The sequence below is a fragment of the Kroppenstedtia guangzhouensis genome, assembly GCF_014637345.1.
GTDB classification, from domain to species: Bacteria; Bacillota; Bacilli; order Thermoactinomycetales; family DSM-45169; genus Kroppenstedtia; species Kroppenstedtia guangzhouensis.
In genome coordinates this window covers 352,084-371,690 of record NZ_BMEX01000003.1, presented here as the reverse complement: position 1 = coordinate 371,690, position 19,607 = coordinate 352,084, and the positions used below count along the sequence as shown (strand labels likewise).

At 52.3% G+C, this 19,607-nt stretch carries 17 protein-coding genes, 1 pseudogene and 1 riboswitch; of the genes and pseudogenes, 12 read left to right on the top strand and 6 right to left on the bottom strand.

Going from position 1 to position 19,607, the window contains the following annotated elements:
• The first annotated feature begins 11 nt into the window (after positions 1–11).
• The 7 genes from IEV46_RS06335 to sdhB all read left to right on the top strand — a co-directional run bounded on the left by IEV46_RS06335 (position 12) and on the right by sdhB (position 7,829).
• Positions 12–944 (top strand): ABC transporter permease, encoded by a 933-nt coding sequence (locus IEV46_RS06335; protein WP_188431054.1) that lies wholly within the window; start codon positions 12–14, stop codon positions 942–944.
• A 3-nt stretch (positions 945–947) separates the two neighbouring features.
• Complete coding sequence (locus IEV46_RS06330; protein WP_188431052.1) at positions 948–1,868, top strand: ABC transporter permease; 921 nt, start codon at positions 948–950, stop codon at positions 1,866–1,868.
• Between the two features lie 11 nt (positions 1,869–1,879).
• Entirely contained in the window at positions 1,880–2,905 is a 1,026-nt protein-coding gene (locus IEV46_RS06325) for an ABC transporter ATP-binding protein (RefSeq protein WP_188431050.1), read from the top strand.
• A gap of 68 nt (positions 2,906–2,973) precedes the next feature.
• Positions 2,974–3,079: riboswitch (SAM riboswitch) on the top strand.
• Positions 3,080–3,190: 111 nt separating this feature from the next.
• On the top strand, positions 3,191–4,321 hold the full coding sequence (gene metX / locus IEV46_RS06320; RefSeq protein ID WP_229735934.1) for a homoserine O-acetyltransferase MetX: 1,131 nt from the start codon (positions 3,191–3,193) through the stop codon (positions 4,319–4,321).
• 297 nt (positions 4,322–4,618) lie between these two features.
• On the top strand, positions 4,619–5,269 hold the full coding sequence (locus IEV46_RS06315) for a succinate dehydrogenase cytochrome b558 subunit (protein ID WP_188431046.1): 651 nt from the start codon (positions 4,619–4,621) through the stop codon (positions 5,267–5,269).
• Between the two features lie 17 nt (positions 5,270–5,286).
• Positions 5,287–7,059 carry a succinate dehydrogenase flavoprotein subunit gene (gene sdhA / locus IEV46_RS06310; RefSeq protein WP_188431044.1) on the top strand — a complete coding sequence of 591 codons (1,773 nt, stop codon included), beginning with the start codon at positions 5,287–5,289 and terminating at the stop codon, positions 7,057–7,059.
• Positions 7,056–7,829 (top strand): succinate dehydrogenase iron-sulfur subunit, encoded by a 774-nt coding sequence (gene sdhB, locus IEV46_RS06305; protein ID WP_188431042.1) that lies wholly within the window; start codon positions 7,056–7,058, stop codon positions 7,827–7,829. The genes sdhA and sdhB overlap by 4 nt, the downstream gene beginning before the upstream one ends.
• A gap of 77 nt (positions 7,830–7,906) precedes the next feature.
• Here sdhB and IEV46_RS06300 read toward each other — a convergent pair whose 3' ends face one another.
• The 5 genes from IEV46_RS06300 to IEV46_RS06280 form a co-directional block, all read right to left on the bottom strand.
• Positions 7,907–8,800 carry a DUF1002 domain-containing protein gene (locus IEV46_RS06300; protein ID WP_188431040.1) on the bottom strand — a complete coding sequence of 298 codons (894 nt, stop codon included), beginning with the start codon at positions 8,798–8,800 and terminating at the stop codon, positions 7,907–7,909.
• 136 nt (positions 8,801–8,936) lie between these two features.
• Positions 8,937–10,991 carry a penicillin-binding transpeptidase domain-containing protein gene (locus IEV46_RS06295; protein ID WP_188431038.1) on the bottom strand — a complete coding sequence of 685 codons (2,055 nt, stop codon included), beginning with the start codon at positions 10,989–10,991 and terminating at the stop codon, positions 8,937–8,939.
• 161 nt (positions 10,992–11,152) lie between these two features.
• The gene (locus tag IEV46_RS06290) at positions 11,153–12,703 is read right to left on the bottom strand and encodes a fumarate hydratase (RefSeq protein ID WP_188431036.1); all 1,551 of its coding nucleotides are present in this window, start codon (positions 12,701–12,703) and stop codon (positions 11,153–11,155) included.
• Positions 12,704–12,908: 205 nt separating this feature from the next.
• A complete protein-coding gene (locus tag IEV46_RS06285) occupies positions 12,909–13,163 on the bottom strand; it encodes a DNA alkylation repair protein (RefSeq protein ID WP_188431034.1) in 255 nt (84 codons plus the stop codon).
• Between the two features lie 110 nt (positions 13,164–13,273).
• A complete protein-coding gene (locus IEV46_RS06280; protein ID WP_188431032.1) occupies positions 13,274–13,972 on the bottom strand; it encodes a hypothetical protein in 699 nt (232 codons plus the stop codon).
• A 323-nt stretch (positions 13,973–14,295) separates the two neighbouring features.
• Here IEV46_RS06280 and IEV46_RS06275 point away from each other — a divergent pair, with 323 nt between their 5' ends.
• Positions 14,296–14,784 (top strand): hypothetical protein, encoded by a 489-nt coding sequence (locus IEV46_RS06275; RefSeq protein WP_188431030.1) that lies wholly within the window; start codon positions 14,296–14,298, stop codon positions 14,782–14,784.
• 342 nt (positions 14,785–15,126) lie between these two features.
• Positions 15,127–15,348 (top strand): helix-turn-helix domain-containing protein, encoded by a 222-nt coding sequence (locus IEV46_RS06270; protein ID WP_040387081.1) that lies wholly within the window; start codon positions 15,127–15,129, stop codon positions 15,346–15,348.
• Between the two features lie 75 nt (positions 15,349–15,423).
• Here IEV46_RS06270 and IEV46_RS06265 read toward each other — a convergent pair.
• Positions 15,424–16,172, bottom strand: a pseudogene (locus tag IEV46_RS06265) (arylamine N-acetyltransferase family protein).
• A 479-nt stretch (positions 16,173–16,651) separates the two neighbouring features.
• On the opposite strand from IEV46_RS06265, the gene IEV46_RS06260 reads away from it, so the two are divergent.
• The 3 genes from IEV46_RS06260 to IEV46_RS06250 all read left to right on the top strand — a co-directional run bounded on the left by IEV46_RS06260 (position 16,652) and on the right by IEV46_RS06250 (position 19,434).
• Positions 16,652–17,095: a MarR family winged helix-turn-helix transcriptional regulator gene (locus tag IEV46_RS06260; protein WP_188431028.1), complete on the top strand. Its 444-nt coding sequence runs from the start codon at positions 16,652–16,654 to the stop codon at positions 17,093–17,095.
• 322 nt (positions 17,096–17,417) lie between these two features.
• Positions 17,418–18,242: a glutamate racemase gene (racE, locus tag IEV46_RS06255; RefSeq protein ID WP_229735952.1), complete on the top strand. Its 825-nt coding sequence runs from the start codon at positions 17,418–17,420 to the stop codon at positions 18,240–18,242.
• A gap of 154 nt (positions 18,243–18,396) precedes the next feature.
• Positions 18,397–19,434 (top strand): GerMN domain-containing protein, encoded by a 1,038-nt coding sequence (locus IEV46_RS06250; RefSeq protein ID WP_188431024.1) that lies wholly within the window; start codon positions 18,397–18,399, stop codon positions 19,432–19,434.
• Positions 19,435–19,607: the final 173 nt, after the last annotated feature.

Here is a 19,607-nt window from a genome sequence, read left to right as displayed (position 1 = left end):
AGGTGCAGAGGTTGTTTCGTTATGTGGGAAAACGCCTGGTATTGATGCTTGTCTCCTTATGGCTGATTGCTTCGCTCACATTTGTCCTGATGCATTCGATTCCGGGGGATCCGTTCACTTCTGAGAAAAAGTTGCCCAAGCAAACATTGGAGAACCTGAAGGCAAAATACGGATTGGACAAGCCGTTACCGGTACAGTATGTCCAGTATTTGGGCAATCTTGCGATGTTTGATCTGGGGATCTCGATTAAAAGCACAACCCGAACCGTTAATGACATTTTGGAAGAGGGGTTTCCCGTTTCCGCTCATTTAGGAATTCAATCCATCCTGGTCGCATTGGTGGCGGGGATTGTGATGGGCATGATCGCTGCAGCCCGCCAAAACCGGATGTCCGACTATATTTTGATGGTGTTGGCGGTGATCGGATTATCAGTGCCTGCGTTTGTGTTGGCTCCCCTTTTTCAGAAGTATTTCGGAATGAATTGGAATCTGTTGCCTGTCTGGGGTTGGGGAGAATTTGAAAAAACCATCCTTCCTTCGATCGTCCTGGCTTTTTCACCCCTGGCTTTGGTCACACGGTTGATGAGGTCCAGTATGCTTGAAGTGATCGGTCAGGATTACATCCGGACGGCTCGGGCAAAAGGCCTCCCACCAATCAGGGTGATAAGCCGTCATACTTTGCGAAATGCGATCATTCCTGTGGTCACCATCATGGGCCCACTGACGGCGTCCATCCTGACCGGGAGTTTTGTGGTGGAGCAGATCTTTGCGATCCCGGGGTTGGGCAAGTATTTTGTGGAGAGCATCACGAACCGGGATTATCCAGTCATCATGGGGGTTACCATTTTTTACTCGGCATTTTTGATTCTGATGAACTTCCTGGTGGATCTGTTGTACGGCTGGATTGATCCCCGCATCAAATTGAGTGGGAAGGAGGCCAGTTAATCCGTGGCGATTCCGGTGGAAAAATTTCAACGGGTGGAAAGAAGGCCAAAAGAAGCGGAAGCGATTCGGCGTCCCAGGGTCTCTTATTGGAAGGATGCATGGATCCGTTTAAAGAAAAACTGGCTGGCCATGGGCGGCCTCATCGTCATTCTGTTGCTCGTGGTAATGGCCCTGGTGGGACCTTACATGCTTCCCTATGAATACTATGGAATTGATCTCAAAAGCGGCAAGAACCTGGAACCATCCGGTGATCATTGGTTTGGAACCGACGATTTGGGGCGGGATATGTTTGTCCGCACTTGGTACGGAGCGAGGATTTCACTCACGATTGGGATCGTGGCTGCTCTGATCGATCTGGTGGTTGGTGTTTTGTACGGCGGTATTTCCGGTTACAAAGGGGGGCGCACCGACGAGATCATGATGCGGATCGTCGATGTGCTGTGGGGCCTTCCCTATCTCCTGGTCGTGATTTTGCTGCTGGTGGTGATGGGGCCGGGCTTATTGACGATTATCATCGCCTTGACTGTCACCGGATGGTTGAATATGGCCCGTCTGGTTCGCGGACAGATCCTCCAATTGAAGGAACAGGAATTCGTGCTGGCTTCCAAAGCCCTGGGAGCTTCCACCAAAAGGCTGATGATGAAGCATCTGATCCCCAACACGATGGGACCGATCTTGGTGATGCTCACCTTTACCGTTCCCAATGCCATCTTTGCTGAGGCGTTTCTCAGCTTTCTGGGACTCGGGGTTCAAGCTCCCATCGCCAGCTGGGGGACGATGATCAATGATGCCCTGGTGGTAGTTTTATCCGATGAATGGTGGAGATTGTTCTTCCCCGCTTTATTCCTCAGTCTGACCCTGTTGGCCTTCAATGCCTTTGGCGACGGGCTGCGGGATGCTCTGGATCCAAAAATGCGGAAGTGAGGTGAGCTCAGATGAAAACCATACTGGAAATCAACGATCTTCATGTATCTTTCAATACCTACAACGGGGAAGTCCAGGCAGTGCGAGGGGTGAATCTCCGGCTGGAGAAAGGGGAGACCTTGGCCATTGTGGGGGAATCGGGCAGTGGTAAAAGTGTGACGGCTCAGTCGATTATTCGGTTGATCCCCTCTCCTCCGGGAAAGATCAAACAAGGAGAGCTCCTCTTTGAAGGAAAAGACTTGACCCAAATACCGGATCGGGAGATGTTCAAGATTCGGGGAGCGGAGATCGGAATGATCTTTCAGGACCCGATGACCTCCCTCAACCCGACCATGACTGTGGGTAAACAGATCATGGAAGGGTTGATGTGGCATCAGAACCACGGAAAGGACCAGGCCCGGGAAAGGGCGGTGGAGATGCTTCGCCTGGTGGGAATCCCCAACCCGGAAAGTCGGGTGGATCAATATCCTCATCAATTCAGTGGAGGGATGCGCCAACGTGCAATGATCGCTATCGCTCTGGCCTGCAATCCCAAGATTTTGATCGCCGATGAGCCGACCACAGCCTTGGACGTCACCATTCAAGCACAAATCCTGGACTTGTTGAAAGAACTGCAAAACAAGACAGAGACGGCTATTATTCTGATCACTCACGATCTGGGGGTGGTGGCGGAAATGGCCCGACGGGTGGCGGTGATGTACGGAGGGTTTCTGGTGGAGACCGGAACCGCGGAAGATATTTTTTACCGCTCCCGCCATCCCTACACTTGGGGATTGATGAGCTCCATGCCCAGACTGGACCAGAAACGGGAAGAGGATTTGATCCCCATTCCCGGATCACCGCCGGATTTGTTGGATCCGCCCCAAGGATGCCCCTTTGCCGACCGCTGTCCTCATGCCATGCAGATTTGTCACGAGGAGATGCCGAAGAGGACGGAGATCTCTGGATCTCATCAGGTTCACTGCTGGCTGGAACACCCCGACGCTCCCTCGGTGGACCCAAAGGCCCGGCTGAAAGTGAACATCGGCTCCAGATAATGGTGTTCCCGTCTTGACAATCCGCTGGAATCATCATATGATGAACAAAATTGCATAGGTCGATGTTCTTCTTATCCAGAGCGGTTGAGGGACTGGCCCGATGAAACCGCGGCAACCCCCTTTATACAGGGAAAGGTGCCAACTCCTGCTGGGCGTCAGCCCGGAAGATGAGAAGAGGCGTGGAAGACCATGTCCGGCGGAATTTACCCACCCTCTTCATTGTGAAGAGGGTGTTTTGCTTGTGGCGATATTCGGTCCATGACCGGCGAGACAGGGGGATGGATGATGCCGATCTCTACCCGGATTTTCGAGAAGAAAAAGGTATCTGTCGGATCTGTCCGACTGGAGAATGGGGAAACCCTTTCGCAAGTGGAAGTGGCGGTGGAAGCGGCCGGAAGGGAGCCGGAGGCGGATGGGAGCAATATTGTGCTGGTCTGCCATGCGCTGACCGGGGATGCCCACGCGGTGGGGGATCAAGAGCAACCCGGTTGGTGGGACGGCCTGATCGGTCCAGGGAAAAGTATCGATACCAATCTCTACCATGTGTTGACCCTCAATGTATTGGGGGGATGCGGGGGGACGACGGGTCCGGCCTCCACCAATCCCGCAACAGGTCAACCTTACGGTACTGATTTCCCCGTGGTCAGTATCCGGGATATGGTGTCTGTTCAAAAACGGTGCTTGGAGAAACTGGGGATCAGGCGTGTGGAAATGGTGATCGGGGGCTCCATGGGTGGCATGTTGGTGTTGGAATGGGGAATCTTGTACCCCACCTTCGCACGAAAGTTGGTTCCCATCGCCACCGCGGCCGCCCTTACTCCCACAGCGATCGCCTTCAATGATATCGGACGCCAGGCGATTCTGACTGATCCCGGTTATCAGCAAGGTAGTTATTATCCCGGATCCGGACCGGTGCAAGGATTGGCGGTGGCCCGAATGATGGCTATGGTCACCTACCGGACTCCGCAATTGTTTGAAAAACGGTTCAGCCGCAATCTACAATCCGGCAGGTCAGTGATCCAACCCGACTCTCTGTTTCAGGTGGAAAGCTATCTTCGCCACCAGGGAAAAAAGCTGGTGCAACGCTTCGATGCAAACAGCTACCTCTACTTGTTGAAGGCGATGGACACCCATGACCTGGGCCGGAACAGGGGAGGAGTGGAGACCGCCCTTGCCGCCATCGAGGCGGAAGTGCTGGTTGTGGGAATTCGGGAAGATCAGCTGTTTCCCGTCCAACAGCAACGGGAATTGTACACCCTGCTGAAGAACCTGGGAAAGAAGTGTGAGTTGCTGGAGATTTCTTCGGAATACGGCCATGATGCTTTCCTGGTGGAATATGAGAAGACGGGTCCTCGGATCCGGCAATTCCTCGATCAGGGGCTGAATGGAGCCGGGATTGAACGGCGGATCAGTTGATCAAAACCAAAGGGGCAAGAGTACCTGCCCGGTGAGAGCCGGGCAGGTTTTTATTTCCGGTGGGGGCTAGGTTTATAAGACGAAGGGTTGGGGTAATTTACCACGTAAGCAGGACGGCCCAACTTGACGCTATGTCGAAAGTGGGAGTACAATGAAAACGTCAAAGAAGTGAAACCTTTCTTTCCTTGAAGAGAAATGTATTCAGTGTTTCCGCCGGCTGAAAGCCGGTAAAGTTTTGGAAAGAGGGTTCCTAGCAAACATACCGTGATACCATCAGGGGATATTGGGGGGGCAAAAATGAGCACGCACCGCAGTTTTTTCAACAGACGGTTGCATTCCCTGCTGGGTGTCATCCCAGTCGGCTTTTTTTTGGTTGAACACCTAATTACAAATCATTATGCAACCGAAGGGGCGCAAGCCTTTACCGAACAGGTGGAATGGATCTGGGGCCTTCCGTTCCTGCCGATTCTGGAGATCTTTTTTATCTTTCTTCCTCTCCTGTACCACGGCGTTTACGGTCTGTACATCGCCTTTACGGCGAAGAACAATGTCGGCAGCTTCAGCCTGTTTCGCAATATCATGTTCATGCTCCAACGCTTGACCGGGGTGATCACCCTGATTTTTGTCACCATGCATGTGTGGGAGACCCGGTTGCAGGTAGCATTGAACGATTACAGTGCTGATCAACTGACCCATCTGACGGCGGACCTTCTGTCCAATCCGGTCAACCAAGTCTGGTACACGATCGGAATCCTGGCGGCCGTGTTCCATTTCTCCAACGGCATGTGGTCTTTCCTGGTCACTTGGGGAATCACCGTGGGCCCCCGGGCACAGCGAATCTCCTCCTATGTTTGGGCCGTTGTGTTTGTGTTGGTCAGCTATATTGGACTCAGCGCCCTGTATGCATTTGCAGATCCGGAATTTACTAACCAGCTGGCACAGTGGTAGAAGGGGGCACTGCCAAAATGAAAAAAGATAAAATCATTGTCGTCGGCGGAGGCCTGGCCGGACTGATGGCCACTGTACAAGCGGCCGAAGCCGGAGCCGACATCGATCTGTTTTCGATTGTACCGGTTCGCCGCTCCCACTCTGTCTGCGCCCAGGGAGGCATCAACGGAGCGGTGAACACCAAAGGGGAGGGAGACTCCCCCTGGGAACACTTTGACGATACTGTTTACGGCGGTGACTTTCTGGCCAACCAGCCGCCGGTGAAAGCCATGTGTGAAGCGGCTCCGGGAATTATCTACCTGATGGACCGGATGGGGGTTCCTTTCAACCGAACTCCGGAAGGGCTTCTCGACTTCCGCCGGTTCGGGGGAACCAAACACCATCGGACCGCTTTTGCCGGAGCCACCACCGGCCAGCAACTGTTGTATGCGCTGGATGAGCAGGTGCGCCGCTGGGAAGTGGCAGGCAATGTGACCAAGTATGAGCATTGGGAGTTCATTTCTTTGGTCCTTGATGAGGAGGGCCGTTGCCGGGGGATCGTGGCTCAGGACCGGCGGAGCATGGAGATCAAAGCGTTCCGTGCTGATGCGGTGATCTTGGCCACCGGTGGACCCGGGATTATCTTTGGAAAGTCGACCAACTCCATGATCAACACCGGCACCGCTGCCAGTGCCGCTTACCAGCAAGGGGCTTATTATGCCAACGGTGAATTTATCCAGGTGCACCCGACGGCCATCCCCGGAGATGATAAGCTGCGGCTGATGTCCGAGTCGGCCCGGGGGGAAGGAGGGCGCGTCTGGACCTATAAAGACGGGAAACCCTGGTATTTCCTTGAAGAATGGTATCCCGCCTATGGCAATCTCGTGCCCCGGGATATCGCCACCCGGGCCATCTTCAAGGTCTGTGTCGACATGAAACTGGGAATCAACGGGGAGAACATGGTTTATCTGGACCTCTCCCATAAAGACCCGAAGGAGTTGGATATCAAACTGGGCGGGATCATCGAGATCTATGAGAAATTCATGGGTGAAGATCCGCGCAAGGTACCGATGAAGATTTTCCCGGCGGTTCACTACTCCATGGGCGGATTGTGGGTGGATTACAACGGGATGACCAATATCCCGGGCCTGTTTGCCGCGGGGGAAGCCAATTACCAATACCACGGTGCCAACCGTCTCGGCGCCAACTCCTTGGTCTCCTGCATCTTCGACGGAATGGTCACCGGCCCCAGTGCGCTGGAATATGTCCGTGGACTGGATCGCTCCGCCGAAGACCTGCCTTCCACCCTGTTTGAGGGGTATCAGAAGCAGGAACAGGAGAAGTACGACAATATCCTCAAAATGGACGGAGACGAGAACCCTTATCAGTTGCACAAAGAGTTGGGTCAGTGGATGACGGATAATGTGACCGTGGTCCGTTACAACGACCGGCTGAAGAAAACCGATGAAAAGATTCAGGAGCTGATGGAGCGCTACAAGCGGATCAATGTAACGGACACCAGCACTTGGAACAACCAGTCGGCTTCCTTTGTCCGGCAACTGTGGAATATGCTCCAGCTGGCCCGGGTGATGACCCTGGGGGCTTATAACCGGAACGAAAGCCGGGGAGCTCATTACAAACCGGATTTCCCGGACCGGAACGATGAGGACTGGCTGAAGACAACCAAGGCCAAGTATACGGAAAATGGACCCGCCTTCGAGTATGAAGACGTGGATGTCTCCCTTATCAAACCGCGTCCGCGACGCTATGACGTGGCGAAACAAACTGAAAAGGGGGCGGAAAGCAAATGAGCGAACAAACGGCGACAGCTGTGGAAAAAAAGACTGTTCGTTTTATCATCACACGTCAGGATTCCCCCGACAGCGAGCCTTATGAAGAGGAGTTCGAGCTGGAATATCGTCCCAATATGACGATCAACTCCTCCCTGATGGAGATTCAACGCACTCCTTACAATGCCAAAGGGGAGAAGGTGGCCCCGGTCGCTTGGGAGTCCAACTGTTTGGAGGAGGTTTGCGGTGCCTGCTCCATGGTGATCAACGGTACTCCCCGCCAGGCCTGCTCCACGCTGGTGGATTCGCTGGAGCAACCGATCCGGATTCAGCCGATGGACACCTTCCCGGTTCTCCGGGATATGGTGATCGACCGGAACCGGATGTTTGATGCTTTGAAACGGGTGAAAGCCTGGATCCCGATTGACGGAACCTATGATCTGGGGCCCGGGCCACGGATGCCGGAAGTGGAGCGTCAATGGCGTTATGAATTGTCCAAGTGCATGACCTGCGGGGTCTGTCTCCAAGCCTGTCCCAATGTCAATGACCGTTCCAATTTCATGGGTCCTTTTATCATCGGTCAGGTGGATCTGTTTAACTCCCATCCCACGGGGGAGATGAACAAAGAGGAACGGACGGACGCCCTCATCGGCGAAGGCGGGTTGCAGGAATGCGGAAACTCCCAGAATTGTGTCCAAGCTTGTCCGAAAGGTGTGCCCCTGACCACGGCCATTGCCCGGATGAACCGGGAGGGCACCAAGCACATGTTCCGCAAGTGGCTTTCCCGTTAGTCTTGGACTCAATGGAAAACACCCTCCGAAATTGTGTCGGAGGGTGTTTCGTTTTACCCGGTTTTTCTGTCAAACAGTCAGGAGGAGAAGATGTTTTTCAGGGAGTCGATCAGATTGGATAACCAAGCCCACAATTTGTCAAAAAAGCCCTGAGCTTCTTTGGAGTCCACCACTTGACCGAGATTTCCCTTCAATTTTTCCAGTTGGTTGCTGAAGTGGTCCCAGTCGATATCCAATTGAGAGAACTTATACATCATATTGGTGATGTTATTGATTTCTTGGTTGTTCAGATGGATGTTGAGATCCCCGGCCACATTGACGATGATATCCCGAACCTGCTCTGGAGAATCGGGTTTTTTATCGGCGATCTCCTCTTTGACCCGTGTCATAAACTGGGCTGCTTTATCATTGTCTCCCAGTTTTTTACCCAATTCGGATGTGCGAACCATCTCTTCATTGGCCACTTGTTTTTGTTCTTCGCTGATGTTTTGGTCCGAGGCGGTTTCAAAGGCCTTCAGGATTCCGGTCAAGCCGGCGGTGCCGGAGACTTGCATCGGAGCCGTGACATACACTTCCGCATCATTCACGCCTGCGGTGATCAAGGCGTTTGCATACATTTTTTCAGTGATGGTGGTGATGTTGTGAGTCTGTACTTTGATGCCAGTGCCCTGTTTTTCCAGAGTGATCTTGGCGGATGAGAGAGCCCGGTTGCCGATGGTGGCCCGGTTCAGGTATTTGCCGAGATAGCGATGTTCTTCCTGGTTGGTTACGGTGATGGTTTTAACATCGGAGTTCACATTCATTTCCTGAAGGATTTGGTTTTTTTGTTGAGGGGTGAGATCGTGGCCCAAGGTGACCACGGTTTCCCCGGCAACCGCATCGGCAGATGCCGGATATGGAAGGGCCCATGAGAAAAACAGTATGATCAGGGTCAGATAAATCAACCCCGAAATCCGTTTGTGTTTGTTCATCTCCGTTTACCTCCTCCTTCATTAATATGGACGATAAAGGTCACCCGGATGTTTCAACCGGGTTGTTGGATCCTAGTGGAAAACCGGAAGGAAAGGGGTAGAAGCTTTGTGATCTAGAAGCCTTGTCACATCGCTTCTAGCGGTAGCGTTCAGCCAGCATCTTCTTAACGGCAGGGAAGATATAGTGGCTGCCGCCGCGATCCTGAACTTCATCCACCATGGTGGCCACCACCAAATCCGATTCCTGTCCCTTTTTACCTGCCATCCAGGCGAGCCACCCCAATTGACGGTTGTTTTTATCATCCTTGCTCGCTTTCAACTCTGCGGTTCCCGTCTTGGCCCCCAGATCCACACCGGCGGTTTTTAAATCCCGGGCCGAGCCTTTTGGCAGTTCGACCACTCCACGGAGTAATTCCTTCACTTTGGTGGCTGTGTCAGGGGAGATCACGTTTTTCTTCCAAATCATTCGTTTCCCTTTCTGATCGGGATCCAAGATTAGATAAGGTTTGATCATATCCCCATCGTTGGTGAAGGTGGTATACATTGCCGCCAGATGAAGAGGACTGACCAGGAGTTGTCCCTGTCCATAAGAGGTGTCCGCCAGCAGGATTTCATTGTCCAGCTTGTTATTGTTGGAAAATTGGGATGGAGTGATCTCTGGATTTTTCAGTTTTTTATTGAAACCGAATTTTTTGTAGTACTCGATCGTCTTTGCTGCCCCGATTTTAAGACCGACGCGGGCAAAATAGATATTGTCCGACCAAGCGAGGGCTTTGGCGAGATCGACACCGCCCCCCGGATTGTCCACCCGGGTTACATAATAGCCGCCCCAGGAGGAATCTTTCTGCCATTTTCCCTCATCTGTGTTATAGGAGGTGTCGGGAGTGATCGTCTTTGTATCCAGACCGATGGCGGCAGTGATCGGCTTCATGGTGGAACCGGGAGCATAGGTGAGTTTGGCCCGGTTGGCCAAAGGCTGATCAGGTCCGCTGATTCTGGACCACTCGGCTTGAGACAAACCCTGAATAAATTGATTGGGATCGTAGGAAGGGGCACTCACCATCGCTAGGATTTCTCCCGTTTTGGGATTTAAAGCGACGCCTGCTCCCTTGTCGTTCTTGATGCCCCGGTAGAGCTGTTCCTGTGTTTTTAAATCAATAGTGATTTGAATATTTTCTCCGCTTTTGGCAGGAGTTTCGCCAAGCACCGCCTTTTGTTTCCCATCCTCCCGGCTGATCACCACTTTCCATCCGGGGGTTCCCCGCAGGCGCTCTTCCAGATCTGATTCGAGGCCGCGATGGCCGATCCAGTCACCCGGCTGATACCCTCCCTTCTCTTTGTATTTCTTCAACTGTTCCTTGGTGATGGGGCGGATGTAGCCGGTAATGTGGGCAGTTAGCTCTTTTTGGGGATATACCCGGACCGATGCATCCTGAGCGGAGACACCGGGGATTTTTTTCAGGGTGTCCACCTCTTTTCCGCCCTTCCCGTTAAAAACTTGGATCGGAATGAATCGGTTGGGATCCTTCTTTTCTCCCCGTTTCAATCGGTCCCGGATGGTTTGGGGATCCCGGTTCAATGCCTTGGCCAGCTCCCGGCAAGTTTTTTCTGGATCCAATACCTCATTGGGAACCATGCCCACGGCGGTTTTTTTGGTGTTTACTGCTAGGGGCTCTCCATTCCGGTCAGTGATTTCTCCCCGGGTTCCCGGAGCAGTTCGGAGGACAGCGACCCGATCTCCATCTTTCAATTGGGGGAAAATCAGAGAGGGAGTCCAAGCCACCCGCCACCCCTCGTCATCTTCCACCATCCTTGCCCGGTTTTGAAAGGAGAGGACCCCGACGGTATCTGTTTCAATCCGAGACGAGAAAGGAATGGTCTCCACTTCTTTCTCCGAGCTTTTTCCCAACTTCAGCTGTATCTTCTGTTGCTTGATTCCTTTGGCGATGGATTCGTGCTTTTTGATGAATTCCTTTTTGGTCACCTGTTGTTTTGCATTCATACTAAGCAATTCGTACATGGACGCATAATCACCATTTTCCCAATGGTTCATGTATCTTTCCAGAACCACTCGTGGTTCAGGTCCGGAGTCTCCTTGAAAGGCATAGACCAGTCCTGCAATGATGGCAATCAAGGCCACGACGATCAACAGGGTGATCTTTTTGGAGATTGGAAACTTCCCGTTGTCCATTCGGATGAGTCACCTCTTTGAAAGGGTGGATGAGTACCCCAACATTCTACCCTTTCTAACGGCGCCTGTGAATCCATCTTTTAGTATAAAACCATGGTTTTGTGGGTCGATCATTGAAAGGGAAAAAAAGAAGCGGGGTTGTCCCCGCTGCCGTTTTTGGATCAGGAAAAGACAGGTTCTTTAAATTGTGCCAGTTTTTCCAGGGAGTCCAGCTCAATATCTTTGTGCAGACTGTTACCGTGGGCGTCCATGGTGACGATGGCGGCGAAGTTTTTCACCCGCAGATGCCACATGGCTTCGGGAACTCCGAAGTTCATGAAGTGAACTCCCTCGACATCGGTGATGCAATCGGCATAATATTGGGCAGCTCCCCCAATCGCATTCAGATAGACTGCGCCATGCTCTTTCAGACCTTCCAGGGTGCGGGCGCCCATTCCACCTTTACCGATCACAGCCCGGATCCCGAATTTCTTGATAATGTCAGCCTGATAGGGCTCTTCCCGGATACTGGTGGTGGGACCGGCTGCTTTTACTTCCCAACCCCCCTCCGGTTTTTTCAACATGACCGGACCGCAGTGGTAGATCACCCCGCCTGTGAGATCCACCGGAGCATCATGGTCGATCAAATACTTATGGAGCGCGTCGCGACCCGTATGGATGATTCCATCCAGGATGACGACATCTCCCACGCGCAAGGAACGGATATCGGCTTCTGAGATGGGAGGCGTCAGCCGCACTTCCCTGGAGGAAGCGGCAGTCTCCGGGGAGGTCGGTGGTTCAGCCGGTTCGGTGACGGTGACGGTTTCAGCTTTTGGCTCATCCTTGTACAGCCATCCGGTGATTTTTCCCGTGGTGGGATCGAGGGTGACACCCTGCCGCCGGAAAGCCCAACAATTGTAGGCGACGGAGACGTAAAAACTGGCCGGAATCCGGTGCATACTGCCAATCTTGCATCCGAGAAGGGTGGTATTGCCACCAAAACCCATCGTTCCGATACTAAGCTGGTTGGCTTTATCCAGGATGTAGGCCTCCAAGCGGGCCAGATCGGGATGGGGGTTGATGTCATCTGTTTTCCGGAACAATTGCTTTTTGGCCAATTCATAACCGGTGGTGCGGTCACCGCCGATGCCCACCCCGATGAAGCCAGCACTGCATCCCTGCCCCTGAGCTTGGTGGATGCTGTGCAGGATGCACTTGCGAATTCCATCCAAGTCCCGGCCGGCACGGCCCAACCCTTCCAATTCACAAGGGAGACTGTATTGGATGTTTTTGTTTTCACAGCCGCCGCCTTTCAGGATCAGGCGAACTTCAATTTCATCCTTTTCCCATTGTTCATAGTGGATTACCGGGACACCTTCGCCCAGATTGTCGCCGCTGTTTTCCCCAGTGAGGGAATCTACGGAATTGGGACGGAGCTTACCGGTCTTTGTCGCTTCGACGATCGCTTCCCGGATGGCCCGGGTTAGCTCCATTTGGTTGACTCCGACAGGAACACGGATGTAGAAGGTGGGCATTCCTGTATCCTGACAAATTGGAGAGACGTGATCCTCCGCCATCTGAATATTGTCGGTGATGGTGGTCAGGGCCAGTGCGGCCCGGGTGCCGGCATCCTCTTTTTCCTTTGCCTTGCGGATGGCATGGCGCACATCCGGGGGCAGATTGGTGGAGGTTTCCGTGATCAGTTGGAGAAGAGATTCTTTCAGTTCACGCATCAGACAAACTCCTTTGTAAGAAATCGGTTTTTTGTCCGAAGGATCGGTCCCAAGCAAAGGGAAATCTGTGTGGTCGGACTGGGGAGGGAAAAGGATTCGTTTTTGATGTCGGTATCCTTGTTGCCTCCTGCTTAAATCATAACACACCCGAAAAAGGAAAAAGCGCCCTTAGGTGATTTTTCCCTTCAGGCGCATGTGCTTAAAGTTAAATCCTTTTTTCTCCTGTTCCCCGCCGGGCTGTTTTTACAAATCGCTGTTCTGTTTCCACCACTCCGCAAACCCCGCATTGAACCCGCAGCTCTTCTCCCCGGTAAGGAGCCTGCAGCGGGTCGGAAGCGTCCACCTCTTCCATGATTTCACCGGTTTGAGGATCCTTTTTCACCGGGCGGACTGTTTGTTGAATCAGATTAAACCGGGTACGATTGGTACCGCAGGCAGGGCACAGATAAGGGATTTCCATGAAATTCCACCTCCCGGAATTATTATTTCCCGGGCGGGTTTCCTCATATACGAGAGGGGGGAGGTGAGAGGTGAGGAGTGGGACCGGTCCTGCCGGTATCTTTCCAATGGCTATTCCGGGGGTTTTTGGGCCGGTTCCGTCAGGGAACGATATTTCTCTTGGAGTTGTTGGAAATGATCCCGGATTTGGGATTTGGACCAGCCCCGATCCGTGAGCAGGAGTAAATGGTCCAGCCACAAGGGAGACCAGGACAATCCCAAAGCTGACTGGGTGAAAGAATGGGCGGCGATCTCCCTCAGCCGATGAATTCGCCTGCGGAGAACAAAGGGGCCCCATCTCTTTTTTTCCGCCTTGGGCAGACGGTGATCCGTCCGGCCGAGGCTGGAGGATTCCAGGTGATGAAACCATTCATGATACAGGTGCAAGGCGATCAGGTCATCCGGGTGGATCCGGTATCCTGATTGGCGGAAAAATTGGCCCAGTTGCTTCAGGGAGGGTTTGTAAATTTCGATGGTGGGAGGTTTCCGCCGGTATTGGGCACGGATCCAACCAGTGGAATCATGTCCTTCCCGCTCCACAAAACGGATCTTTACACCGGATTGGATCACCCGGTTGATCAAACGGGCCAGATCTCCTTCATAAAGTTCTCCCCTGGCGGCATTTTCACCGAAGGAGATCGCTTCCTCCAGATAGTTTGAGATCATTTGTTCAGGGATTAGGGGATACATCTCATCTTGTTCTAACTCAATCAAGGCAAGAACAACGGGTGACAGGGTCGGCCAGTTCTTTTCCAGCGGAATTTGATGCAATCTGTCTTCCTTCTGCCGGTGCCTTTTGGATGGGCTCGATCCGTAGGACTCGATTGGAACCGTTTTCCACCCCCCCTCTGTGGCAAATGCGGTCGAAGGATGGAGGATGATGTCTGAACCCCGCTCCACTTCTCCCGTTTTTCCATTGCTATGAGCTTGGTGGCTTGACCTATAACAGAAAATACTGTCCTGATTTCCGGCAGAGTTGTCTGTTCAAAGGGAGAGGGATCTGTCTCCTCTTCGACACCATCTGAGTAGGGGATTGGGATCAGGTATGGTTTTGTCAAATTCGAGGAGATTACCAGAGAAAGGGGTGGTTATCAATGTTTGTTCATGGTATACCCTTTGTTCACCTGGTGTCGCAGTATCCGGTGTTATCCCCCGGGGAGGGGAAGAAGAAACGAATATCCCCGGTACAGAAAGCGGATGCCCGCCGTCTGGTTCGACATCTGGGGTATGAACCGGTGCATCTGCTCCGCTCATCCCGGGAATATCCCCTGACTCGGTGCATCGCGGAGTGTCTCAATTATGGGGACACCATCCTTGCCTTTCCCGGAATACCTTATCCCAGGGTTCAGCTCAGTCGCAGGGAATGGGGGGTTCCCCGGCTAAATATTTTCGATGTCGCCTGGATTCTGACTACCCGGGAAAATGCTCGGGAGTGGTTTCATCATCGGCTGCCGGGGATCCCTGTATTGTATTGGAGACCGGATGTCCCACAGGCTTTGGGTCGACGGGAACTGAGGAAGATCTTCTGTGGAAAGCCGACAGGAGTGTATTCTCGGGAACCTGATTTTGGTATTGGCCCTTGATCGGAAAAGACACCGCAACAGTGTGCGCGGTGTCTCATTTTTTGAGAGGCCAATTTACTCCTGTGATTGAAGGCACTGGCATAAATGGATTTGTGACATTCGCAGTGTCATAAGGGAGCAGCCGGGTGGCAACATTTCTGTTCGGCTTTCTTAGTTTCCTTATAGATCGGCTCTTTCAGAATTAACTCGATATCTCTTATGCTTTCCACAGCACTTAACCGGTCCCGGAGCAGCCTATTTTTCTCCCGCCACCGCACCACGTTATAAGCCCGTTCATAAGATAACCTGACTGAGTCCCTGACCCTCGTGTTCCAAGAGCCCGAGCAAGGAGGGGTGACGCACTTGACGAGCAACCAGAAAGGGAAGCCTTTGTTAACCAACAGGGAAAGGGAAGTGTTTGAGCTGTTGGTGCAGGACAAGACAACCAAAGAGATCGCACAGCAACTCTTTATCAGCGAAAAAACCGTCCGAAATCATATCTCCAATGTAATGCAGAAATTGAATGTGAAAGGACGGTCGCAGGCAGTGGTGGAGTTGGTCCGGCTCGGTGAATTGAAAATTTAGCCTCATCCCATTGCCCTACCACATGCGTAGGGTTTTTTTATACGTGGGGGGATGGCGACTGATCACCATCTATAATCAGAGTTTGATTCCAAAATAATGAAGGAGCTCGTCACGAAACTGATCGTCCGATGCAACTGGACGTTTCTGTTTTTTCCCGTCCTGGGTGATGGTCAAAAAATCCTGAGTGAGTGTAATCCTTCCATCTTCAGTGGCGATCGTGCACATCTTTTTTATGTAAAGGTGGATGCGGGGGAAGTTTGGTGGTACTCGCACATGGGGGTAAAAGACTGCAATTCATGGGGGAGGGTTGTAAAATAGTACTCCGTAACCCAGTTGTGTTCCATCTTTTTTTGCAGGGCATATCCTTCTCCGTCAGCCTTTGAAATTACCCTGTAACGACCGCTGATATCTTCCAGCTCTTCCCCGGTCAAAGGCAACGGATGTCGACAACAGTCACCGAATCCCACATCTACCACATAAGGTGTTTCCAGTAAGACCAGCAGTGCCAAATGATCGAATTCGGGAGCAAAGGAACCATCCGCCTCCCGTACACGTGCGGAGATGAGCGTCGTATGAAATCCACACTCCCGAAGGAGCCAATGGAACAATCCGTTCAATTCGTAGCAAAAGCCCCCACACCCCCGCTCCACCACTATTTCATACACCTGGGGCAGTGATAAGCGAATGGGTCGATGGAGTGAGATATCCAGATTTTCAAAGGGAATGTGGAGCAGATGGTTCTCCTGAAGCCGGGACAGGAATTGTCGATCCGGATGATCGACGGCAGAGAGTCCGATCCGGCGAAGGTAAGCGGATACATTCATGGTGTTCCTCCTTGTTTGGGGATGAAATGTTGAATGCCAATGGCCCTTTCCCAACTGTGGGAATGGAAAATGTTTGGGGCAACGTCGGCCTTTACTTACCAGTGCCTCGCAAATCTCGGGGAAACCGGGCTATCCCCGGCCTGGGTGAGACCCAGTCCCGACCGTCCCGGCCCCGGATATGGATTTGCCAGACACACCCAAACACACCCAATCACAACGTTTCTGATCGCTTTGCCTGGAAACTCAGTTAAAATCATATCATTGGCGTGTGGTTGCGGTCTTCGGTCCATTTACTCAGACAGTATCCTTTGATGGTCCTGGGACGGATGGATGAGGATTTCGCATTTCATTTTCTGAACACTTGTGTCAGGCCGGTTCACCCGTTACCATATGTGATAGGACAGACCATCTCCGTTGCAGGCGAATTTGGAGGTAAACTGACAGAGATCGGCAAGGGGCCGTTAAAGGGGTTAACGGAAATGGATAATCAAACGGGTTTGTCAAAAGAGCTGGTGGCCGAAATTGAATGCTTGCTCAGGGAGATCAGTGTGGTGGTGAAGCGAAAGGGGCGGGAAATTCTCAACGAATTCCCGATTACTCCTCCGCAGTTCACTGCTTTATTGTGGCTGAATGATGAAGGGGATATGACCATCGGAGACCTGAGTCAGAAGATGTATTTGGCGTGTAGCACGATGACGGACTTGGTGGATCGGATGGAAAAGAACGGTTTGGTGGAACGGGTTCGGGATGACCGGGATCGGCGGGTGGTACGGATCCATCTTCTGAAGAAAGGAAAAGAGATCATCGGGGATGTGATGGAGACACGTCAGTCTTATCTGTCTCAAGTGCTGTCCCGCTTTTCTGAGGAGGAAGTGAGGGAGATGGCAAAGCACCTTTCTCTTCTTCATCGCGAAATAAAGTAAACGGAGTTGGGAGACTTCCTGAAAACACAGGGATACAGAGTTTTTTGGACACTCGGACCGGTTTCACCGCTCTCCCTGTTTTCAACTGGAATCTCACGCTCCAATCTGGTTTCCGGAGTTCTGGCCTGACATGAAGTTTTTATTCGGTTTGTGCAAATTCTATTTTCCGGGAAGGGGATGTTTGGTAGAATTATCACATTCCCCCGGGAATCTGCACATACCGCTTTCTCATCAGGTACATATTCTGACATTGAAAGTGACAGCCAAAAACGGAGCCAACCTGGTTCATGGAGGATGGAAGGTTTTGACCCATCAACATTCTGTGGAAAGTGCCATCGGCATTTTGGATTCCGGTGTCGGAGGCCTCACCGTTGTCCGGGAAGTTTTTCAGCAGTTGCCCAAGGAAAAAGTTCTTTATTTCGGAGATACACTCCGTTGTCCCTATGGTCCCAGACCCTCAGACGAGGTTCGCAGATTCACTCTGGAAATCGTCCGTTATTTATCCGGGCACCCTCTGAAAGCCCTCGTGATCGCTTGCAACACTGCCACAGCCCTGGCTCTCGACGAGGTTCGCCGTCAAGTGAATGTTCCGGTGTTGGGAGTGGTCGAACCGGGAGCCCGGGCGGCAATCAAAGTATCACAACAGGGTCGGGTCGGAGTGATCGGCACCGAAGGTACCATCCGGAGTTCTGCCTATGAACGGGCATTGAAGCGGATTGACCCGAGGTTGTATGTGGTCAGTCTCGCTTGTCCCGCCTTGGTTCCCCTGGTGGAGAGCGGGAGGGAGGAAAATGAGAACTCTCGCAAGATCCTGAGGGAATCCCTGGCTCCGTTGAAGAAGCACAGACTGGATTCATTGATTTTGGGATGTACCCATTATCCCTTGATTGCTTCTATGATTTCCCGGGAGATGGGATCCGGGGTGACCCTGATCAGTTCTGCCGAGGAAACCACCCGGGAATTGATTGGGATCTTGAGCAGCCACGGACTTCTTCGTCAGGGTCCCGCCCGTCACCCCGAGGAACATCACTTCTTCACCAGTGGCCGTCCCGAGGCCTTCCGTAGCATTGCGGAGCGCTGGCTCCACCGAAGGGTGCGGGTGGAGCACGCGGTTCTTTCGGCTCTGGATGAGAGTCAGGTCGGATGAAAATCAGCAGTATCCGCTCAGCCTGTTGTATTTTTCCGCCTTTGTGGCGGATTTTTTCTATGAAATCTCCTCCTGCAACAAACAAGTGTGATATTTTTCCTCAGGGCTCGTATATATGTACCAGAAACTTTTGTCCCGGGAGGGAAGAGCACACATGTGGAACAAGTGGTTCAAAGGGATCGCTCCTTTGCTGATGTTACCCCTAGTGCTGACCGGATGTCTGTTCGGTCCTGAAAAGGAGTCGGCCCCCATCGATCCGCCACCCAAGGAGATGGAGAAATCAGAGAAAGATTCGGGGATTTCGGAAGAGAAGCCCACGACCCGGAAGCAGGATGAATTGGAGCTTTATTTCCTGACGGATACGGGTTATGTAGTGCCCTACTCCATGAACGTTCCCAAAGTGGAAGGAATCGCCAAAGAGGCGATGAAGTACATGGTAAAGGACGGGCCCGCCGAATCCGATCTCCCGGAAGGATTCAGCGGAATTCTTCCGGCGGGGACGGAAGTCAAAGGCTTGGATATCAAGGATGGAACAGCCATCGTGGATTTTTCCAAAGAGTTTCTCGACTATGATGCAAAGATGGAAGAGAAGATCCTGAGTGCGGTTACGTGGACCCTGACCGGATTTGACTCGGTGAACCAAGTGGGGATCCGGGTGAATGGACAGCCACTGGAAGTGATGCCAAAAGGAAAGACTCCGGCCCAGGGGATGACTCGTGACGGAGGAATCAATCTGGAGGTGGCCCAAGGGGTCAAGGTGAGTGACAGTATGCCGGTTACCCTGTACTTCCTGGGACAAACAAAAGATAACACGGTTTACTATGTTCCGGTCACCCGGTTGATTCCCCGTCAGAAAAACGGAGCGGAGGCGGCGATGAAAGAGCTGATCAAAGGTCCTCAACACGGTTCCGAGTTGGTCAGCGCCCTGGTTGAATCCACCCGGGTAAACAGTGTGGAGTTGAAGGGGGATACAGCGGTCGCTGATTTTGGAAAAGAACTTCTTCAATATAGTGATGAAAAAAAAGCTTCTCAGGATGCTCTTAATGCCATCGTTTTATCCTTGACGGAAAACACTGCAGCCAAAAAAGTGAAGATCACCGTGGAGGGTAAGTCCGATGTGGGAAGTGAGGGAGGCGATCTGTTTGATAAACCGGTCCTTCGGCCCAAAAGAGTGAACCCGACCGGACTCTGACCCGTCCACTTCCCGTGGTCCACATGGATCATATGTGATCCGGTTAGGCTAAAGAGGTGAACCGCCTCTTTTTTCTTTGGATCAGGATGGTCGCACCGGCTTCGGTGCTATGATATAATAATTAACTACTTGTCATGGATTTATTGAGCCTCCGGCGTGTCCTCTCCGTAATT

Excerpts from the sequence above, each read along its gene's own strand:
- IEV46_RS06325 (WP_188431050.1), top strand. The coding sequence starts at position 1,880 with ATGAAAACCATACTGGAAATCAACGATCTTCATGTATCTTTCAATACC.
- metX (WP_229735934.1), top strand. The coding sequence starts at position 3,191 with ATGCCGATCTCTACCCGGATTTTCGAGAAGAAAAAGGTATCTGTCGGA.
- IEV46_RS06315 (WP_188431046.1), top strand. The coding sequence starts at position 4,619 with ATGAGCACGCACCGCAGTTTTTTCAACAGACGGTTGCATTCCCTGCTG.
- sdhA (WP_188431044.1), top strand. The coding sequence starts at position 5,287 with ATGAAAAAAGATAAAATCATTGTCGTCGGCGGAGGCCTGGCCGGACTG.
- sdhB (WP_188431042.1), top strand. The coding sequence starts at position 7,056 with ATGAGCGAACAAACGGCGACAGCTGTGGAAAAAAAGACTGTTCGTTTT.
- IEV46_RS06300 (WP_188431040.1), bottom strand. The coding sequence starts at position 8,800 with ATGAACAAACACAAACGGATTTCGGGGTTGATTTATCTGACCCTGATC.
- IEV46_RS06295 (WP_188431038.1), bottom strand. The coding sequence starts at position 10,991 with ATGGACAACGGGAAGTTTCCAATCTCCAAAAAGATCACCCTGTTGATC.
- IEV46_RS06290 (WP_188431036.1), bottom strand. The coding sequence starts at position 12,703 with ATGCGTGAACTGAAAGAATCTCTTCTCCAACTGATCACGGAAACCTCC.
- IEV46_RS06285 (WP_188431034.1), bottom strand. The coding sequence starts at position 13,163 with ATGGAAATCCCTTATCTGTGCCCTGCCTGCGGTACCAATCGTACCCGG.
- IEV46_RS06275 (WP_188431030.1), top strand. The coding sequence starts at position 14,296 with ATGTTTGTTCATGGTATACCCTTTGTTCACCTGGTGTCGCAGTATCCG.
- IEV46_RS06260 (WP_188431028.1), top strand. The coding sequence starts at position 16,652 with ATGGATAATCAAACGGGTTTGTCAAAAGAGCTGGTGGCCGAAATTGAA.
- IEV46_RS06250 (WP_188431024.1), top strand. The coding sequence starts at position 18,397 with ATGTGGAACAAGTGGTTCAAAGGGATCGCTCCTTTGCTGATGTTACCC.